The following is a 19,620-nucleotide window of genomic DNA, read 5'->3' on the forward strand; positions in this document are numbered from 1 at the left end:
GTATACCCCTTTCATTTACCGCTAACGAGAGACGTACGCACATGGATATTTTGCGTGGTTCCCCCGCACTGTCTGAGTTTCGTGTCAACAAATTACTGGCGAGCTGCCAAGCACACCAGTTACCTGTCACGGCACTGTATGCTGAGTTTATTCATTTCGCCGACTTGTATCATCCTTTGGATAGCGCGAGTCGCGAAAAGCTCGAAAAGCTGCTGACTTATGGACCAACCTTATCGCCGCACGCGCCGGAAGGCATATTGTTTCTCGTGACGCCTCGCCCTGGCACCTTGTCGCCGTGGTCCTCCAAGGCAACCGATATTGCCCATAACTGCGGCTTGGATGCGGTCAAACGCTTGGAGCGCGGGACGGCGTACTATATTCAGTTATCTGCACCTTTGACCAATGAGCAACACGCGACCTTAGTCGGATTGTTGCACGATCGGATGATGGAAGCGGTGTTCAGTGAGCTTGAGGCCGCCGCGGTGCTGTTTGAGCAAGCGGAACCTGCGCCGATGCATAGCGTAGACATTCTCTCCGGTGGCCGAGCCGCCTTAGTCGAGGCCAACCAAGCCTTAGGGTTGGCACTGGCAGAAGACGAAATTGATTATCTGGTCGAGAACTTCACCCAGCTGGGGCGTAACCCAAACGACATCGAACTGATGATGTTTGCGCAAGCTAACTCAGAGCATTGCCGACACAAAATCTTTAACGCCGACTGGACTATCGATGGTGAAAAGCAGCCTAAATCGCTGTTTAAGATGATCAAAAACACCTATGAGCAAACCCCAGATAACGTGCTGTCGGCGTATAAAGACAACGCAGCCGTGATGACTGGCTCAAACGTTGGACGCTTTTTCCCCACTCCAGAGAGCCACACTTATCAATATCATCATGAACCGGCTCATATTTTGATGAAGGTGGAAACCCATAACCATCCCACCGCGATTTCACCGTGGCCAGGCGCAGCGACCGGCTCAGGCGGTGAAATTCGTGACGAGGGGGCGACCGGTGTCGGGGGCAAACCCAAAGCAGGATTGGTCGGTTTTTCTGTCTCTAACCTTAAAATTCCGGGCTTTATTCAGCCGTGGGAGCGCGATTATGGCAAGCCTGAGCGCATTGCCACTGCGCTCGATATTATGCTGGAAGGCCCGCTAGGCGGTGCGGCGTTTAACAACGAATTCGGTCGCCCTAACTTGCTGGGCTACTTCCGTACCTATGAGCAATGGGTGACCTCACATGCCGGTGAGGAAGTGCGTGGCTACCACAAACCCATCATGATCGCCGGTGGTATGGGTAACATCCGCGATGGCCATGTGCAAAAAGGCGAGATAGATGTGGGCGCCAAACTGATTGTGTTAGGTGGCCCGGCGATGAACATCGGCCTTGGCGGCGGGGCGGCATCGTCGATGGCATCAGGCCAGTCGGCGGAAGACTTAGACTTTGCCTCGGTACAGCGTGAGAACCCAGAAATGGAGCGTCGCTGCCAAGAGGTGATTGATCGTTGCTGGCAACTTGGCGACAACAACCCGATTGCCTTTATCCACGATGTGGGCGCGGGTGGCTTGTCCAATGCCATGCCAGAGCTGGTCGATGATGGCGGCCGCGGTGGGCGCTTTAATTTGCGTGATATTCCTAATGACGAGCCGGGAATGAGTCCGCTTGCCATTTGGTGTAACGAGTCACAAGAGCGCTATGTCTTGGCGGTTAAACCGGAAAATATGGCGCTTTTTGAAGCCTTGTGCGAGCGTGAACGGGCGCCGTACGCGGTGCTTGGTGAGGCCACCGATGCGCGTCATCTGTCGCTTGAAGACAGCCACTTCGACAATACCCCTATCGACATGCCGATGGACATTCTGCTGGGTAAAGCGCCCAAAATGCACCGGGATGTGACGCGTCAGCAAGTGATAGGTGTTGCGCTTAACACCCAAGGCATTGAGCTGGATGAAGCCTGTGAGCGTGTTTTACGCTTGCCGGCGGTGGCGGAGAAAACCTTCTTGATCACTATCGGTGACCGTTCGGTGACCGGATTGGTTGCTCGTGACCAAATGGTCGGCCCGTGGCAGGTACCGGTCGCCAACTGTGCGGTGACGGCGGCCAGCTATGACAGTTATCACGGCGAAGCGATGGCGATGGGTGAGCGTACCCCAGCTGCCTTGCTTGACTTTGCTGCCTCTGCCCGTATGGCGGTGGGAGAAGCACTCACCAATATTGCCTGTGCCGATATTGGTAGCCTGACTAACATTAAACTGTCTGCGAACTGGATGTCCGCGGCAGGTCACCCGGGCGAAGACGCCGGCTTGTACGAAGCGGTCAAGGCAGTGGGTGAGGAGCTGTGTCCTGAGCTGTCACTGACCATTCCAGTGGGTAAAGACTCAATGTCGATGAAAACCCAGTGGCAGCAAGACGGTGAAAACAAAACCGTGACCGCGCCGATGTCGCTGATCATCACCGCCTTTGGGCGCGTGGAGGATGTGCGTCGTACTGTAACCCCACAATTGCGTACCGACAAAGGTGATAGCCACTTGATCGCAATTGACCTCGGTGAGGGCGCGCAGCGTCTGGGCGCAACCGCGTTGGCTCAGGTTTATCATCAATTGGGCGATAAGCCTGCCGATGTCACCAGCAGCGCTCGCCTAAAAGGCTTTTTCCATGCGATGCAAACCTTGGTGGCAGAGCAAAAGCTACTGGCGTATCACGACCGTGCCGATGGCGGACTGTTCGTCACCTTGGCAGAAATGGCGTTTGCCGGTCACACCGGTATTGACGTGGATATCGCCCGTTTAGGCGACGATGCCTTGTCGGTACTGTTTAACGAAGAGCTGGGCGCGGTGATCCAAGTGGCGGCGCAAGATCTCGAGCGTGTTTATGCGGTGTTGGATGAACATCAATTAACCGAATGCAGCCATCTGATTGGCGGCTTAAGCGATAGCGATGAGATTATCTTGCGTCACGGTGAGGCATCTATCTATCAAGCCAGTCGTCAGTACCTGCGTCAGGTTTGGGCTGAAACCACCTATCAAATGCAAGCGCGTCGCGATAATCCGGACTGCGCTCGTCAAGAGTTTGACGCCAAGCAGGCGGTCGATCCTGGTTTACACGCTAGCCTGAGCTTTGATGTGCACGAAGACATCGCTGCGCCTTATATCGCCACCGGTCAACAACCGACCATGGCTATTTTGCGTGAGCAAGGCGTGAACTCGCATGTGGAAATGGCAGCTGCCTTCGATCGCGCTGGATTTAACGCCGTGGACGTTCATATGAGTGACATTCTCTCAGGACGCGTCAGTTTGGACGGCTTCCAAGGGCTGGTGGCCTGTGGCGGCTTCTCTTACGGTGACGTGTTGGGCGCCGGTGAAGGTTGGGCAAAATCAATATTGTTTAACAGCCGCGCGCGCGATCAATTTAGTGCCTTCTTTACGCGTGAAGACACCTTAGCACTTGGCGTGTGTAATGGCTGCCAGATGCTATCGAACCTACATGAACTGATCCCAGGCGCTGCACACTGGCCACGATTTGTTCGTAACGAGTCGGAGCGCTTTGAAGCCCGCTTTAGCATGGTGGAAGTGCAATCCAGCCCCTCCGCCTTCTTTGCCGGGATGGCAGGGTCACGGATGCCTATTGCGATATCGCATGGTGAGGGGCGCGTGGAGGTGCGCGATGCTGAGCATCTGGCGGCCATTGAAGCGTCCGGCACGGTGACGCTGCGTTACACCGATAATCACGGCCTGCCAACACAAGCGTATCCTGCCAACCCGAATGGCTCACCGAATGGCATTACCGCGCTGACCACAGAGTCGGGCCGCGTCACCATTATGATGCCGCACCCTGAGCGGGTATTCCGTACAGTCGCCAACTCTTGGCACCCAGATGATTGGGGCGAAGACAGTGCGTGGATGCGTATGTTCCGCAATGCGCGGGTGACCTTGGGGTAACCCTTAAATGTGATACAAGCCGCCATCGTTTGGCGGCTTTTTCGTGTTATGCGTGAATCGATGGATGATTTTTTATCCTGCTGCGATACAATTTGAGCTAAACACTTGATCCATCAGGACCGGCCAGCGGCCAACGAGAGGGATAACAGAATGAAAAAAATTGAAGCCATCATCAAGCCATTTAAACTCGATGACGTACGCGAGGCGCTCGCCGACGTGGGGATTACGGGGATGACCGTCTCAGAGGTAAAAGGCTTTGGTCGTCAAAAAGGCCACACTGAGCTTTATCGCGGCGCCGAATATATGGTCGATTTTTTACCCAAAGTGAAGCTTGAAGTGATCGTCAGTAACGATGTGGCTGAGCAGTGTGTGGATACCATTATTGATACCGCACAAACCGGTAAAATCGGAGATGGCAAAATCTTTGTCTTTGATGTTGAGCGCGTGGTGCGCATCCGTACCGGTGAAGAAGACGAAGAAGCGATTTAATCACGCGCTATAAGCGAATACGATCAGTAGTAAAAAGCCAAGCATCATGCTTGGCTTTGTTGTTTTGCGCCGTGCTGTCGGATTGATTAGCGTTGAGAGGGCGCTCAAGCCCCGGGGTTAGCAGGATGCGCCTGATAGCGCCCGGGCTTATGATTCATCGCCAAGACTAAGTTGAGCACAATCGCGCCAACCACCGACCACATCAAGAGGTTGAGGTCGATGAGGAAGAAAGATAACGCGAGGATGGTGCAGTCGATGCCCATTTGTAGTTTTCCTGCCGAGATCCCAAACTTGTCCTGACAATAGAGCACCAAGACGTTAAAGCCGCCTAAGCTGGCGTTGTGACGGAAGATCATCAACATGCCGACGCCCATTAGCAACCCACCAATGACGGCACAGTACGCAGGTGCCAGCCAGGTAATTTCAAAGAAATAGGCAATATGGTCAGCCATCACCGATACCGCGCCCCCCGCAAGTAAGCTGCGCAGTGCGAAGCGTGGGCTCATGCGAAACCATGCCATCAAATAAAATGGGCAATTACACAGAAAGTACAGGGTGCCGAAGGACAAGTCTGTAAATTGGCTGACCAACAGAGCCAGCCCTGTGGTCCCGCCCGTTAAAAGTCCGGCTTGTTGCAAGAAAAACACCCCTTGGGCGACTAAGAACGCGCCAGAGGCAATAGCAATAATGTCTTCTTTAAAGCTGTGTTGATACTGACTCACACGGCTTCTCCCTACTTATTAGCGTGACAACAACAAAAACGTGATAACAACAAAAAGCCCGCCAAAACCCAAAGGGCTGGCGGTAAAAAGTTAATGGGATAATCGGGCGCGGATTTTATCGCCAATTAGGACGAAGAGAAAGGCGGGGAGGTAAATCACTTGAATGTAGAATGTCAGCATTATGATACTCAGCTGTAAAACCTTTACACCGACTATGTTCGTTGACGCCCGACCATTACGATTGCCATGCGCGATAAAAAATTGTGACGCAGGCTACCTGATAGGTTGGATTTTTTGTAGAATAGCAAACGCAGTCATAGCGGTAACGAAAACGTTTGCGTGGTGCTGGTATGGCGAACGATTTTCCTTGGCTTAATCGCTTTGATTTGTCATCTTAAGGCGACTAAGCCAAGGCGTGATCTAAGCCATCGCCCCTGCGCCGGTTTTTGCTAGGTGAGCTGAAAAAGCCCTAGCGTTTGCTTTATGGGTAATTGCCCGCCAATGTTAAGTCAGGAGAGACAAATGCTAAAGCGTGACATGAAGATTGCGGATTACGATCCCGCCCTGTTCGCCGCCATTGAAGAAGAAACGGCACGTCAGGAAGAACATATTGAGCTGATCGCATCAGAAAACTACACCAGCCCACGCGTCATGGAAGCGCAAGGCTCTCAACTGACCAACAAGTACGCGGAAGGCTATCCCGGCAAGCGCTATTACGGTGGGTGTGAGTATGTCGATAAAGCCGAAGCGCTGGCGATTGAGCGCGCGTGTGAACTGTTTGGTTGTGAGTATGCGAATGTGCAGCCTCACTCAGGTTCACAAGCAAATAGCGCGGTATATATGGCCCTGCTCAACCCTGGAGATACGGTTCTGGGAATGAGCTTGGCGCATGGTGGTCACCTGACTCATGGCTCGCCGGTCAACTTTTCTGGTAAGCATTACCATGTCATCCCTTACGGTATCGATGAAGCGGGCAAAATTGACTATGAGCAAATGGAACAGCTTGCGCTGGAGCACAAGCCCAAAATGCTCATCGGTGGCTTTTCTGCTTATTCACAAGTGGTGGATTGGAAGCGCATGCGTGAAATCGCCGATAAAGTGGGCGCATGGCTATTGGTCGATATGGCGCACGTCGCGGGTTTAATTGCGGCAGGCGTATATCCAGATCCATTGCCACACGCGCATGTGGTGACGACCACTACCCACAAAACGCTTGCGGGCCCTCGCGGTGGTTTGATCCTGTCTAATGCGGGTGAAGACCTCTACAAAAAGCTCAACTCTGCGGTGTTCCCAGGTGGTCAAGGTGGCCCACTGATGCACGTAATTGCGGGTAAAGCTGTCGCGTTTAAAGAGGCGATGGAACCTGAGTTTAAGGCTTACCAAGCGCGTGTGATTGATAATGCTCGCGCGATGGTCAAAGGCTTCCAAGCGCGTGGCTACAAAATAGTATCAGGCTCAACCGATAATCATTTGTTGCTGGTTGATCTTATCGATAAAGACATTACCGGAAAAGAAGCAGACGCAGCACTGGGCGCGGCTAATATCACTGTGAACAAAAACAGTGTGCCGAACGACCCACGCAGCCCGTTTGTCACCTCTGGTATTCGTGTGGGCACCCCAGCCATTACACGTCGTGGCTTTACTGAGCAAGATGCTGAGCAGCTTGCGCATTGGATGTGTGATGTCTTGGATAATATCGATAATGAGCAAGTGATTGCCGAGACCAAAGAAAAAGTCCAAGCGATTTGCCGTCGCCTGCCTGTGTATGCCTAATTAATAACACGGAAATGAATAGGTTATAAGGCGCCTTTGGGCGTCTTTTTTATTTTTATCGACACGATGTGCCTCACTGGCTTTGTTTAGCACACAAAACCACCATAAAGTCCTCTTCGATAGGCTTTTTCATCGCTACAAATCGGTTACACTAGCAAGACGATATTGAGGAGGCGACACTCATGCACTGTCCATTCTGTGGTGCTACCGACACCAAAGTGATCGATTCTCGTCTTGTGGCTGATGGTCACCAAGTTCGCCGTCGCCGCCAGTGTTTGGCGTGCGCAGAGCGTTATACCACGTTCGAAACGGCGGAATTAGTGATGCCACGGGTGATTAAGACCAACGGTAACCGAGAGCCGTTTGACGAAGAGAAACTGCGTGGCGGCATTCAACGCGCATTAGAAAAGCGTCCAGTGAGCGCGGATGATATTGAAAAAGCGATCAACAGTATAAAGTCACGTTTGCGTGCCACCGGAGAGCGCGAAATTGGCTCTGCCATGGTAGGGAACTTGGTCATGGAAGCGCTCAAGGAGCTCGATAAAGTGGCTTATATTCGCTTTGCCTCTGTGTATCACAGTTTTGAAGACATTCGTGAATTTGGCGAAGAAATCGCACGGTTGCAAAAATGAGTCAAAGCGATCGGGATACAACCATGATGATGCGCGCGTTAGCGCTCGCGGCGCAAGGCTGTTATACCACCACGCCTAATCCTAATGTCGGTTGTGTGATTGCACAGGGCGACGAAGTGGTCGGTGAAGGGTTTCATATTGCCCCCGGCGGCCCGCACGCTGAAGTACATGCATTAAAGGCTGCGGGAGCACGCGCACAAGGGGCGACAGCTTACGTCACCTTAGAGCCTTGTTCTCACTATGGTCGCACGCCGCCGTGTTGCGATGCGCTGATTGCTGCCAACGTTAGCCGCGTCGTGTGCGCGATGCAAGACCCAAACCCGCAAGTAGCTGGACGTGGAATCGCACGGTTACAAGAAGCCGGCATTGAGGTGGTTGTGGGCGTGATGGCCGAGCGCGCCAACGCGCTGAACCCCGGTTTTATCAAACGTATGCAAACTAAAATGCCCTATGTGCAGCTCAAACTGGCAGGGAGCCTCGATGGGCGCACCGCCTTGGCGAATGGGCACAGTAAATGGATCACTGGGGAACCCGCGCGCGCCGATGTGCAAGCATTTCGCGCGCAAGCGAGTGCGATTCTATCGACCAGTGCCACGGTGATTGCGGATAACCCGAGCCTCAATGTCCGTGACAACCAACTTCCTCGTGCTGTCCTCGACCATTATCCTCAATCGACGCGACGCCAACCGACACGTGTGATCTTGGATAAACACAATCAAACCGTGCCGGAAGCGAGTGTCTATCAACTTGCGGGCAACGTGATCCGTATTGTTGATACGCCGAGTAATAAAGCGTGGCCAGATAACGTGCAAGAATGGGTGATGCCCGATGCATCGCTCACCACTATCCTTCGTGCATTGGCGGAACATGATATTGACAAAGTATGGGTGGAAGCAGGCGCGAGGCTGGCAAGCCAGCTGCTGAGTGAATCCTTGGTGGATGAGCTGATTGTCTACCAAGCGCCGGTATTATTAGGGGCCGATAGCCGTCCTTTGGTCGCATTAGGCGGATTAGAGTCGATGGATGACGCGCCACGTTTCCACTTTAACCAGGTAAAGACTGTCGGTGACGATGTCCGCTTACGGGCGAGCCTCTCTGAGCATGCCGTAATTACGCAAGAGTATTAAGAACAATGTTTACTGGAATTATTGAAGCGATAGGGCGCGTACAAACCCTGAGTCGTCGGGGACAAGACATTACTCTGACGATCGACAGCGGTGCGCTTGATCTCTCGGACGTCAAACTGGGTGACAGCATTGCCACCAACGGGGTGTGCTTGACTGTCGTCGCATTGACCGCAACGGGCTATAGCGCGGATGTCTCCTCTGAGACTTTGGCGCGTTCATCGCTGGGCGCCTTGTCGGTAGGAGATAGCGTTAACCTTGAGAAAGCCATGCTACCTACCACCCGTTTTGGCGGTCATATGGTTTCGGGGCATGTTGATGGCTTGGGAGAAGTAACGTCCGTTAGCCAAACTGGCCGCGCCTGGGAGTACTGGATTGCATTACCGCCTGAACTCGCCAAGTATGTGGCATTGAAAGGCTCTATCACGGTGGATGGTATCAGTTTGACGGTGAACGAGGTGAACGGCAGTGCGTTTAAACTCACCATCGTGCCGCACACGGCTGAGCAAACCACTATTCAGCACTTTGCGCCTGGGCGCAAGGTAAACATCGAAGTCGATGTCATTGCCCGTTACCTTGAGCGATTGATGCTCGGTGACAAGGCCGCTGAACCGACACAATCAACGGGTGTCAGTCTAGACACATTGGCCCGTTCCGGCTTTTTGAAATAAGGATCCCAAGATGGCAATTAGTAGCGCTCAAGAAATCATTGACGATATCCGCCAAGGCAAAATGGTGGTGTTGATGGATGACGAAGATCGCGAGAATGAAGGTGATTTGATCATCGCGGCAGAAGCTGTGACCCCAGAAGCGATCAACTTTATGGCCACGCATGGCCGAGGGTTGATTTGTTTGACGCTGACCCAGCAGCGCTGCCAGCAACTTGGGTTGCCTTTGATGGTGTCGGACAATAATGCGCAATTTTCCACCGCGTTTACCGTGTCGATTGAAGCGGCAGAGGGTGTTACCACCGGGATATCGGCGGCCGACCGCGCACGCACCGTGCAAGCCGCGGTTACTCCCGACGCTAAAGCGGCTGACTTGGTGCAGCCGGGCCACGTCTTCCCCTTGATGGCGCAAGAAGGAGGGGTGCTCACCCGTGCTGGCCACACCGAAGCGGGGTGCGATCTGGCCCGTTTAGGTGGCTATAGTCCTGCTTCCGTGATCGTTGAGATCTTAAATGAAGACGGCACCATGGCGCGTCGCCCAGACTTGGAAGTATTCTGTGACAAACACGGCATCAAGCTGGGCACCATTGCCGATTTGATTGAATACCGTAATCTCAATGAGACGACCATTGAACGGGTGGCGTCTTGTAAATTGCCGACGGAATTTGGTGAGTTTGATTTAGTCACCTACCGCGACACCATTGATAACCAAATCCATTATGCGATGTGTAAAGGCGAGGTGACCGCCGATCCCACCCTAGTGCGTGTGCATCTGCAAGACACTTTTACCGATGTGCTCCAATCTGATCGGACGGCTGAGCGCAGCTGGAGTCTGACCCGCGCGATGCAAAGGGTTAGCGATGAAGGCGGGGTGTTGGTGATTCTGGGTAAAGAAGAAACCAGCGATGCCATTATCAACAAAGTGAAAGCGTTTGAAGCGCAAGATAAAGGTGAAAAACCCGCCGGCGCTAAATGGCAGGGGACCTCTCGCCGAGTGGGGATTGGGTCGCAAATATTGGCGGATCTTGGTGTCAAGCAAATGCGCCTGCTGTCGTCGTCGACCAAGCGTTATCATGCCTTGTCAGGCTTTGGCCTGAACGTGGTGGAATACGTCACCGAATAAGATAGATAAACGGGGCGCGCGATTAGCACCATCATCGACTGGCACGGAACATGGTGCCATCGGATAAAAATGTGGTAGAATCGCGCGGTTTCTCATTCCGGAAAGCAAGTCACAGGAAGGCTCATGAACGTAATCGAAGGGGCATTTGCCGCGCCCAACGCGCAGGTTGCTATTGTTATCTCTCGCTTTAATAGCTTTATCAACGAGAGTTTGCTGGATGGTGCGGTTGACGCACTGAAGCGCCAAGGCCAAGTCAACGACGATAATATCACCGTGGTGCGTTGCCCAGGTGCCTACGAGTTGCCTGTGGTGACCCAAAAGCTCGCCAAGAGCGGTCGCTATGACGCGATTGTGGCACTCGGATCGGTGATCCGTGGTGGCACACCGCATTTTGACTATGTCGCCGGAGAATGTAATAAAGGGTTAGCACAAGTTGCACTGGAGTTTGAAACCCCAGTCGCATTTGGTGTGCTGACGGTAGACACCATTGAGCAAGCGATCGAACGCGCAGGTACCAAGGCTGGTAACAAAGGGGCAGAGGCTGCACTGAGCGCGCTTGAAATGGTGAATGTTCTGTCCCAAATTGAATCCTAAATGGGGGTTAAAGTGAAACCAGCCGCACGACGTAATGCACGTCAGTTTGCATTGCAAGCCATCTATTCATGGCAGCTAGCGCAAGGCAATGTCGCTGATATTGAAGCCGCGTTTCTTGCCGCAGATAAATACGAAGAAGAAGACGAGCATCAGAAAACCGAGCCGCTTCTACGTGAACCAGAAACGGATGTTGCTTATTTTCGTAATCTGTTTAGCGGTGTAGCGCTTAGCCATCAAGAGCTTGATAGTAAGATGCGCCCGTACCTATCCCGTCCTTTGCAGGATTTAGATGATATGGAGCACGCCTTACTACGCCTTGCAATGTATGAGCTGATCAAGTGCGACGATGTCCCCTACAAAGTGGTTATCAATGAGGCCGTGGAACTGGCCAAACGCTTTGGCGCAGAAGACAGCCATAAGTTTGTTAATGGCGTCTTGGATAAAGCGTACCCTCGGCTGCGCTAATCCCTTCCTGACTAGGCCAGCACTGCTGGCCTTTTTATTGTTCTATCCAACAAAATAGTGTTTATGACACGCAACGAATTTGATTTGATTCGCGACTACTTCGCTCGTCAGCCGGTCAAGCGTCGTGATGTCGCTTTAGGTATTGGTGATGACTGTGCGTTGGTCGAGGTCCCTGAAGGCTGCCAGTTAGTGGTGACCACAGATACGCTGGTGGAGGGCACCCATTTTCTTCCGACTGCGAGTGCCTCTGATGTGGCGCATAAAGCGTTAGCCTCTAACTTAAGCGATCTGGCTGCAATGGGCGCAATACCAGCGTGGTGTTCACTGGCGCTTACCTTGCCTGACCCCGATGAAGCTTGGGTGGCAGGGTTTTGCCAAGGCTTTGCGGCCCTTGCCGAGCACTTTCAAGTCCAGCTGATTGGCGGTGATACCACACGTGGGCCCAAAAGCATCACCATTACCCTACATGGTCATGTTCCTAAAGGGCAGGCGCTGACTCGTGCGGGGGCGAAACCGGGCGACTGGATTTTTGTGACCGGCACATTGGGTGAGAGCCAAGCGGGGCTCGATTATATTCTCGGCAAGCCAGTGGTTGATAAGGCTCGCGCAACCACATTGATCAATCGTCATTATCGGCCTCAGCCACGAGTGACCGCTGGACAGGCATTGCGAGGTATCGCGTCAGCGGCGATTGATATTTCTGATGGTTTACACGCAGACTTAACCCACATCCTCACCGCTAGTGGTGTCGGTGCAAAAGTTGATGTGACGCAACTGCCGCTTTCTGAGTCTTTGTTAGCGGAGATCGGCGATACTGAGCAGGCACAAAAACTCGCCCTCACCAGTGGCGAGGAGTACGAGCTTTGTTTTACGGTACCGGAAATGTATCGGGGGATGCTAGATACGACGCTTAAGCACAGCGGAGTCAATGTGCAATGCATCGGGCAAATAACCGGCAACCACCGCCTTGAACTTGTGGCAGACAGTCAGCCTCTCGATTGGGTGCTGTCTGGATGGGATCATTTTAAGGAGCCACGTCGTGACAGATCCTAAGCATCGTTTATCCTTGACCAATCCATATCATCTATTGGCACTTGGCTTTGGCAGTGGCTTATCACCGATTGTACCCGGGACGGTCGGTACCTTGTTTGCGGTGCCATTCTACCTGGTGCTGGTGAACGTTGGGGGAACGCTTGCACTGTGGTTGGCGATTATTGTCGGTAGCTTAGCGGGCATTGCTATCTGTGGTCGGGCATCGAAAGACATGCAAGTGCATGACCATGGAGCGATTGTTTGGGATGAGTTTGTTGGTTTTTGGCTGACAATGGCGTTGGTGCCTACCACCGACTGGCAAACCGTTTTAGCCGGTTTTGTGTTATTCCGCCTCTTCGATATGGTTAAGCCATGGCCGATCAGCTGGTTGGATAAGCACATCCATGGTGGCTTAGGGATCATGTTGGACGACATTTTAGCTGGCGTGATGGCAATGCTGAGCTTGTGGCTCATGACTCACTTCTTCCCTATTTAGTGAGCCGCTTAAGCAACGGTTAGCTCTGAAAAAGCGACACTCGCATCGAAAAAATTATCTGTTCGTTACCATAAGAAAGTTTTGTTATTTAATTCTTCGAAAAAAGTATAGACTCGCGTCGATTACTTGCTGGAGATATAAGTTATGAATACAAAACTTATTGATAAACCAACATTTATTGGTTCAATAGGGCTGTTGCTGCTTGTTGTGACACTGTTAGCTGCCTTTCCTGTCAAAGGTGCAGAGTGGATCGCTTATGCAAAAGACATGATGACCAGTAAGCTCGGTGTTGCCTATTTGGCTCTCGGGCTTGCTGCGTTGTTTTTTATGGTTTTTGTGATCTTTAGTGATTTAGGGCAAATCAAACTGGGCGAAAAAGACGAGAAACCAGAGTTTGGCCTAGCTTCATGGGCGGCAATGCTATTCTGTGGTGGTATTGGTGCCAGTATTCTCTACTGGGGCTGTATCGAGTGGGCTTATTACTATCAAAATCCGCCCTTTCAGCACGCGCCTGGCAGTGAAGCCGCGATTCAGTGGGCATCCACCTACGGTATTTTCCATTGGGGACCCGTTGCTTGGGCTATTTATATGATCCCTGCGCTGCCGATCTCTTATTTCTTTTATGTTCGGAAACAACCTGCGCTAAAAATCTCGAATGCATTAATGCCAGCGATAGGCGAGCGGCGAGCTAAGGGGGCGCTTGGTAAATGTTTAGATGTCATGTTTATCTTTGGCATGTTGGGTGGGGCGGCAACGACATTAGGTTTAGCCGCACCACTTATTAATGGCGGTTTGACATATTTGACGGGGCTACCGAACAATACATTGACCCAAGTTGGCGTGCTCATTATTTGTACGACGATTTTTGCCTATTCGTCTTATGTCGGGATGGAAAAAGGGATTAAATTCCTAAGCAATATCAATTTTTGGGGATCAATGGGGTTACTGCTGTTCGTTTTTATCGTTGGTCCCAGTGTGTTTATGCTCGAAACAGGGCTAGACGCAATCGGTCGCATGATGTCGAACTTTTTCTCTATGGCGACTTGGGCTGAGCCATTTGGAGGCTATGGCGAGTTCTCCAACACTCAGTTCCCACAAGATTGGACCATTTTCTATTGGGCATGGTGGTTAGTGTTTGCTCCGGTTATGGGCCTATTTGTCGCGCGGATTTCCCGAGGACGTACCATTAAAGAGATGGTCACGGGCGCCATTTTCTTTGGTTCAATGGGCTGCGCGCTATTCTTTATCGTCTTGGGCAACTATGGCCTATCGCTACAATTAGGTGGCCAACTTGATGTCGTCGCGATTCTCAACGCACAAGGCGCACCCGCTGCGATCTTCGCGACCCTAGATCAGTTACCGATGTCGACCCTGGTCATCGCCGTTTTTACCTTATTATGTGTCATATTCACAGCAACGACGTTTGATTCAATATCTTACATTCTTGCTGCTGTTGTACAGAATAATGTTGAAGAAGAGCCAATGCGTTGGAATCGCTTGTTTTGGGCGTTTGCGCTGTCCTTCTTGCCTGCTGTTTTGATGTTTATGGGGGGCTTATCGACATTACAGACGGCTGCAATTGTTGGTGGGTTGCCGTTACTGGTGATATCGGTGTTGTTGATGATCTCATTTGTGCGAGCCGCAACGCTTGATCTGCGAGAGCAGGCTGAGTATGAAGATCCTGTCATTCATATTGAGGCTTTCCCGCAGGTTGATCCATGGTCACATGAAGGCGCAGCTTTCGGAGAGTTTGAAAGCTTATGTCAGTCTGCACGCCAGGCCGTCGAAGACGTGCAAAAAGAGACGGAAGCACTGACATCTCTGAAACGTGAGTACTTTGGCTTTTTTAAAGGGGAAATCCTTGAAAATGAGATGAATGAGCTTTCAGAGCAGCAAGTTGCGAAGTTGAGAAAAGCAGAAAAAGCTTTAAAAGATGCAATTGCTCGTAAAGTTCGCCTTTCTCAGCAGGCGGAGAAAGCGCATGCTGAGTATAAGAAGTTATCGACAGACAACGACGAAGCTCAGGTGGCGTAAGAAAAAGATGGCGCTCCCACAGGGACTCGAACCCCGATCGATCGCTTAGGAGGCGACTGCTCTATCCTGTTGAGCTATGAGAGCGTGTCGACATTATACGTAAAAACAGGCGCGATTTAAGCGCCTGTTTTCATTTAATTTACCCCTTTGGTCACTATGTCGCCGATTTGTATGCTGCCGCTGAGATTATTGGGCTGAACCACGGCTTCCGCGCTGCTTTCATAAACGCGTGCAACGGTCAGTGTGATGCCGCTTTTTCGACGTTGAGTACGTACGATACCTAAATCATCGGTGAACGAGGCAATGTGCCACAGGTTCAGTTGATCGCCTTGTTTAACCCCATTGATACGCCCGACACTTATTTGTGCAATATTGTCTTTAAGGGCGACGATTTCTGGCTTACTGGCGCGACAAGACAGTGATGACTCCAAGTCTAACAATATATTTCGACTCATTCGGCGTGCCATTTGCCCATAAGGAGATTGCCAAAAGCGCGCGGTCTGGGTATCGACTTGGCTATGGCGTTCAAACGGCCATTGGGCAACATCGCGATAGCGGCGTTGAAATATGACTTCACCACTCTCACTGTCCATTGCCTGGACATTGACGGCCAATTGGCGGTTATTTTGTGCCTCACCAAAGCCACTGGCGTCCGTCGTGGCAGACAGATCAGTGATTGCGCCGGTGATCACAAACTGCGCGTCTTTGTCTTCAGCTAACATGGCCACCGTGCGGGGCGCATTAGGAGAGACATCAACATTGGCGATACCACGCCCGACAAAGCTCTGTGCGTGTTGTTTTATCTCACGGTTGAGGAGTACCGAAAAGTCATCGCCAAATTGATAAATGCCCCCTAACGCGGCTTGTTGGGGTGAAACAATCGGAAAACGTGTTAACACCATGCCTTTTTTATACTGGGTTTTGTGGCAAGCGTTTGCCGATGGATAGATATCTAAGCGCAGATTGACAACATAATTGCCGCCTTGAGTGCCTTCTTCTAAGACTTGTACCTCGCGTACCGCATTGCCGCTAAACTGATAACCAGGTTTAGCTTGCGAGTAAAAACGCTTGAGTTGCTGCAAGCTACCTACATCGGCACCGGCAAAGCGCATAGCATCAAAGGTCGCGGCTTCAAGTGCCCGAACACGGGCGGCTTGCTGGCTTTCGAGTATGGGGGAACTGGCCGATACTTCATACCACGCCGCGTGTGTCCAAGGAGCGACACTCAGGCTGACAATGAGCGTTAACCGCGCCAAAAGGGTTTTCATAGTCAAGATCTCACTTAGTGGGTATGGAAATTGCTTTCAATCTATTAGAGCGTAGGGTTAAGCCCTACCAAAAAGATGACGCAAAGACGCTGATGCAAGTTGTGTACCTAAATAGAGCCAGCAATCAAAGGTAAAGGTTTCATCAAATCAACCGATACCCTTAATGACACACTTGTCTCACATCGATGACTGAGCGCGGAGCATGATACGATGAAAAAGTGGATAGTGGCGATAGTAGCGCTATTGGTAACAGGCTGTGCTTACACGCCAATTTATAACGGCAAAGAGCCGTATTCGGGCAGTGAGTTTTTCCTTAAGCAGCGGCCACGTCACACGCTTGATTACTTTCTAAACAGTATGGCCGATGAGCTGTTAGCCACCAATGCGTATTTGACAGCGCGAACGCCCTTGGCGGTCACCTCGTTTGTTGATTTGCAAAAAATGGATGAGACCAACTGGTTAGGTAATACCGTCACCGAGGGACTGATTTATCAAATGCAGCGCCGCGGCTTTACGGTGATTGACTTTAAATCGACGGGCGCGATTCGGGTGACGGAAGATGGTGATTTTACCATTAGCCGAGACTGGAAAGAACTTAACCCTGAACAACAAATCGATTATGTATTGACGGGGACTATGTTGCGTCAAGGCGGCGGGGTATTGGTTAATGCCCGGGTAATCGGTATGGAATCTCGCGTGGTGGTTGCTTCGGCGCAGGGCTTCTTGCCGGCCGATCGTATTGGGCGTGATATTGATAGTTTATACAAGGTTCGCAAACGCGATGGCGTGATTATTCGAGACGATCAAAACCGCGTGAAGCGAGAGACAGTGGTGCTAAAACCTTAGTACAGGAAAGAGTAAGGTAGATAAATGTTTACGAAACACGGATTTGTCATCGCAATCTTGCTGATGCTGTCAGCCTGTCAGCCATTAACTAAGATGAAAGAAGAAAATATCATCTCGGCGGTGGGAATGGCGTCAATTAGTGCACAACAAGGCGCAACCCAAGAAGAAAAAGAAACCCGGGCCATGCGTGCCTCTAAAGTGGATGCGTACAAAGAATTGAGTGAACAAGTATATGGCTTGCGGGTTAGCAGCCGTGCACGCGTTGATGATCAAAGTTTAGGCCGCGACACGACCCAGGGCGCGGTGGATGGTATTATTCGCGGCGCAGAAGTGGTGGCCAGTTATAAAGTGGGTGACAGTTACGTCACTGAACTCGAACTCGATCTCGATACCATGCAGAAAATGAAACGCTATGGCGAATCGCAGCCTGTACCGAATAACAATAATATTATTTTCTAGCCACTAGGGCGTCTTGCTTTGATCAAATGAGAAGGATGACGCCAACATCTTGGCACTTAAGCAGGCAGGGTGTAAAAACGACGTATGCCTTTAGACGGAGAGCGAGCACTATGCTCGCTTTTTTTGTGCTTGAGTCAGGTACCATCGTGGCGCGATAGTGCGTTAGGCCATCTTAGGGAGCAAGCCAGAGTCGACAAAAAACAGGCAGACGATTGTGCGCCGATAAGATAGGCAAGAAAAGCGAGACAAATAGGTGGCCGGTGTGGTGGCTTGGAGCGTGGTCGTTGTTCGTAGGAAAGACGTTATGCTTTAACGTTAGTGCCTAGGGTTTTTCTCCCCGACGCATTGCCGTCTTGATTATAGGTCAATTCTGACTTACCACCGCTTTCTTGGAACAGGTTGCGCAGGCGATGAATACTCAGACTCGCGCGCTGAAGCGCGATGCCATTGGTTTCATTTTGCTGTTTGCAGGCTGAGAGGGTGGCTTGAATGGCATTCACGTGTTCACTTAACGTTTCATCATGGTTAAGTAAATCGCGCTCTGGGTGACGGCTAATTTGCGCATCATTACGTTGAATTTCGTTGATAAGCGACTGTTTTTGCTTGGCTATTGCTTCGATATCTTCAGAGGAGCGGCTGGCAATGACACCGGCTTCTTGCTCGAGCACGCTTTGTAGCGCTTGGACTCGCTCGAGTTGCTGTTCAACCAAGGTTTTTAAAGGCGCAGTAGGGGTCATAACCACTCCAATCAGCTTAGCTGTCGTTGAGATCGTTCTCGAAACGCATCATGTTTGCGGCGAGCTTATCAGGATCTACTTTGTAAGAGCCGTTTGATATCGCTTGCTTGATTTGATCAACCTTGGCGCTATCAAAGTAAGGCTCAGATGCCATTTTCTGATTCATTTTATCGATCACTTGGCTTTGTTGGCTGAGTGAAACAGCGTCGTCTTGGGGTTTTACCCCTTGCTGTTCACGGACTGAGCCGCTTTGCGTTTCTTGTGTTTTGGTCTGGTTACTCGTATTACGAGTTGTGGTCAGGGGTTGCTGATTACCACGTAGTTGGTCAATACTCGCCATAACATCGCCTTACTGTCAGTCGCTTTTTGAGTCCGTTGCTCAGCATATCGGCACACCTTGCTGTTACTTTAGCATTGTGACGTAAAAAGTTAGAAATTAACCGTTACTTCGCCGACCGCTGAGATTGTAGCATCGACAATCCGGTTAGATTTATTGTTCTTCACTTTTATTTGCTCACCTAGAGCGCCATCACTTAATGCCGTGCCTTTTGCAACAATGTTCAGTCCGTTTCCTTGCGCAGTGATCAAAACGTCATCATTTCGACACACGGCGCAGACATCGTTACTGCTGATCGGTTCACCTATTCCCACGGTTCGTTTGACTTTAGAGCCAATTAAACGCGCGGGTTGCGTATAGGTATGCCCGCGTTGAAACCGACTATTTACCATTTGAACAGCTAGATCATTCGATGCAATAGTCATGCCACGGTTGAGTGGTCGCTTTGCGACAACCGAGGGGGTCATCAACTCGATTTTAACCGGAATATACACTTGCCAGTTGTCTCGATCACAAGACACCATCACGGTGACCGAGGTATTAATCTGTTGACGGCCTGGCACTTTGGTGTCGAGTGGCACGGGGCAATCGGTTAGGCGCATGCGCGAATCAAGGTTCCCCGCCGCGATGTTGAGTTCGCCATTTTTAGGTAGAGAAATAATACCGGCGACATGTGCCTCTGCGGCTTCTTGCACCGCTTCAATTTGACTTACTGTCGCAGCAGCTATACTTAGGCTAAAGCTTGCAAGCCAAATGACGATAAATAAACGTGATATCTTGGACATAATTCAATCCAGCAGTAGCGGACGTTAAGAAAAAAAATCCCTTCTTTTCTCGAGAGTCATGTGATTACCCACTATGATTACCATGCTACTCTACAAAAAAAACG

General features: G+C 51.1%; 19 protein-coding genes and 1 tRNA gene. 14 read left to right on the plus strand and 6 right to left on the minus strand.

The features are described from left to right. Positions 1 to 41 precede the first annotated feature (41 nt). Positions 42 to 3,932 carry a phosphoribosylformylglycinamidine synthase gene (purL, locus tag EHW58_RS10030; protein WP_152796300.1) on the plus strand — a complete coding sequence of 1,297 codons (3,891 nt, stop codon included), beginning with the start codon at positions 42 to 44 and terminating at the stop codon, positions 3,930 to 3,932. Positions 3,933 to 4,082: 150 nt separating this feature from the next. Further along, positions 4,083 to 4,421, plus strand: coding sequence for a nitrogen regulatory protein P-II (glnB, locus tag EHW58_RS10035; protein WP_046074987.1), 339 nt, complete (start codon positions 4,083 to 4,085; stop codon positions 4,419 to 4,421). 104 nt (positions 4,422 to 4,525) lie between these two features. Here the strand turns inward: glnB and EHW58_RS10040 are convergent, their stop codons facing one another. After that, the gene (locus EHW58_RS10040) at positions 4,526 to 5,143 is read right to left on the minus strand and encodes a YitT family protein (RefSeq protein ID WP_046074986.1); all 618 of its coding nucleotides are present in this window, start codon (positions 5,141 to 5,143) and stop codon (positions 4,526 to 4,528) included. Positions 5,144 to 5,665: 522 nt separating this feature from the next. Between EHW58_RS10040 and glyA the strand changes: the two genes are divergently transcribed. From glyA to EHW58_RS10090, 10 genes are all read left to right on the plus strand, one after another. Next, entirely contained in the window at positions 5,666 to 6,916 is a 1,251-nt protein-coding gene (glyA, locus tag EHW58_RS10045; protein ID WP_046074985.1) for a serine hydroxymethyltransferase, read from the plus strand. Between the two features lie 182 nt (positions 6,917 to 7,098). Beyond that, positions 7,099 to 7,548 (plus strand): transcriptional regulator NrdR, encoded by a 450-nt coding sequence (gene nrdR, locus EHW58_RS10050; protein ID WP_046074984.1) that lies wholly within the window; start codon positions 7,099 to 7,101, stop codon positions 7,546 to 7,548. Then, positions 7,545 to 8,675 carry a bifunctional diaminohydroxyphosphoribosylaminopyrimidine deaminase/5-amino-6-(5-phosphoribosylamino)uracil reductase RibD gene (gene ribD, locus EHW58_RS10055; protein WP_152796216.1) on the plus strand — a complete coding sequence of 377 codons (1,131 nt, stop codon included), beginning with the start codon at positions 7,545 to 7,547 and terminating at the stop codon, positions 8,673 to 8,675. The genes nrdR and ribD overlap by 4 nt, the downstream gene beginning before the upstream one ends. A gap of 5 nt (positions 8,676 to 8,680) precedes the next feature. Further along, positions 8,681 to 9,343, plus strand: a complete 663-nt coding sequence (locus EHW58_RS10060) for a riboflavin synthase (RefSeq protein WP_152796217.1) — start codon at positions 8,681 to 8,683, stop codon at positions 9,341 to 9,343. Between the two features lie 10 nt (positions 9,344 to 9,353). After that, entirely contained in the window at positions 9,354 to 10,463 is a 1,110-nt protein-coding gene (gene ribBA / locus EHW58_RS10065; protein ID WP_046074981.1) for a bifunctional 3,4-dihydroxy-2-butanone-4-phosphate synthase/GTP cyclohydrolase II, read from the plus strand. A 123-nt stretch (positions 10,464 to 10,586) separates the two neighbouring features. Further along, the gene (ribE, locus tag EHW58_RS10070) at positions 10,587 to 11,057 is read left to right on the plus strand and encodes a 6,7-dimethyl-8-ribityllumazine synthase (RefSeq protein WP_046074980.1); all 471 of its coding nucleotides are present in this window, start codon (positions 10,587 to 10,589) and stop codon (positions 11,055 to 11,057) included. Next, entirely contained in the window at positions 11,058 to 11,522 is a 465-nt protein-coding gene (gene nusB, locus EHW58_RS10075) for a transcription antitermination factor NusB (RefSeq protein ID WP_069363225.1), read from the plus strand. 63 nt (positions 11,523 to 11,585) lie between these two features. Further along, positions 11,586 to 12,575 (plus strand): thiamine-phosphate kinase, encoded by a 990-nt coding sequence (gene thiL / locus EHW58_RS10080; protein ID WP_152796219.1) that lies wholly within the window; start codon positions 11,586 to 11,588, stop codon positions 12,573 to 12,575. Then, a complete protein-coding gene (gene pgpA, locus EHW58_RS10085) occupies positions 12,562 to 13,050 on the plus strand; it encodes a phosphatidylglycerophosphatase A (protein ID WP_370517851.1) in 489 nt (162 codons plus the stop codon). The genes thiL and pgpA overlap by 14 nt, the downstream gene beginning before the upstream one ends. A gap of 144 nt (positions 13,051 to 13,194) precedes the next feature. After that, the gene (locus EHW58_RS10090; protein ID WP_152796221.1) at positions 13,195 to 15,084 is read left to right on the plus strand and encodes a BCCT family transporter; all 1,890 of its coding nucleotides are present in this window, start codon (positions 13,195 to 13,197) and stop codon (positions 15,082 to 15,084) included. Positions 15,085 to 15,092: 8 nt separating this feature from the next. Here the strand turns inward: EHW58_RS10090 and EHW58_RS10095 are convergent. Together EHW58_RS10095 and EHW58_RS10100 are read right to left on the minus strand one after the other, a co-directional pair. Next, positions 15,093 to 15,168, minus strand: a tRNA-Arg gene (locus EHW58_RS10095). A gap of 50 nt (positions 15,169 to 15,218) precedes the next feature. Then, the gene (locus EHW58_RS10100) at positions 15,219 to 16,352 is read right to left on the minus strand and encodes a flagella assembly protein FlgT (protein ID WP_152796224.1); all 1,134 of its coding nucleotides are present in this window, start codon (positions 16,350 to 16,352) and stop codon (positions 15,219 to 15,221) included. Positions 16,353 to 16,562: 210 nt separating this feature from the next. Between EHW58_RS10100 and EHW58_RS10105 the strand changes: the two genes are divergently transcribed. After that, complete coding sequence (locus EHW58_RS10105; protein ID WP_046074975.1) at positions 16,563 to 17,198, plus strand: FlgO family outer membrane protein; 636 nt, start codon at positions 16,563 to 16,565, stop codon at positions 17,196 to 17,198. A 24-nt stretch (positions 17,199 to 17,222) separates the two neighbouring features. Then, positions 17,223 to 17,657: an LPP20 family lipoprotein gene (locus EHW58_RS10110; protein WP_046074974.1), complete on the plus strand. Its 435-nt coding sequence runs from the start codon at positions 17,223 to 17,225 to the stop codon at positions 17,655 to 17,657. A 302-nt stretch (positions 17,658 to 17,959) separates the two neighbouring features. On the opposite strand, the gene EHW58_RS10115 is transcribed toward EHW58_RS10110, so the two are convergent. From EHW58_RS10115 to flgA, 3 genes are all read right to left on the minus strand, one after another. Next, positions 17,960 to 18,394 (minus strand): flagella synthesis protein FlgN, encoded by a 435-nt coding sequence (locus tag EHW58_RS10115; protein ID WP_152796226.1) that lies wholly within the window; start codon positions 18,392 to 18,394, stop codon positions 17,960 to 17,962. Between the two features lie 16 nt (positions 18,395 to 18,410). Further along, complete coding sequence (flgM, locus tag EHW58_RS10120; protein WP_046074972.1) at positions 18,411 to 18,734, minus strand: flagellar biosynthesis anti-sigma factor FlgM; 324 nt, start codon at positions 18,732 to 18,734, stop codon at positions 18,411 to 18,413. A gap of 89 nt (positions 18,735 to 18,823) precedes the next feature. Then, positions 18,824 to 19,516, minus strand: coding sequence for a flagellar basal body P-ring formation chaperone FlgA (gene flgA / locus EHW58_RS10125; RefSeq protein WP_152796228.1), 693 nt, complete (start codon positions 19,514 to 19,516; stop codon positions 18,824 to 18,826). Positions 19,517 to 19,620: the final 104 nt, after the last annotated feature.

Source organism: Salinivibrio sp. VYel1 (assembly GCF_009377945.1).
GTDB lineage: Bacteria > Pseudomonadota > Gammaproteobacteria > Enterobacterales > Vibrionaceae > Salinivibrio > Salinivibrio siamensis.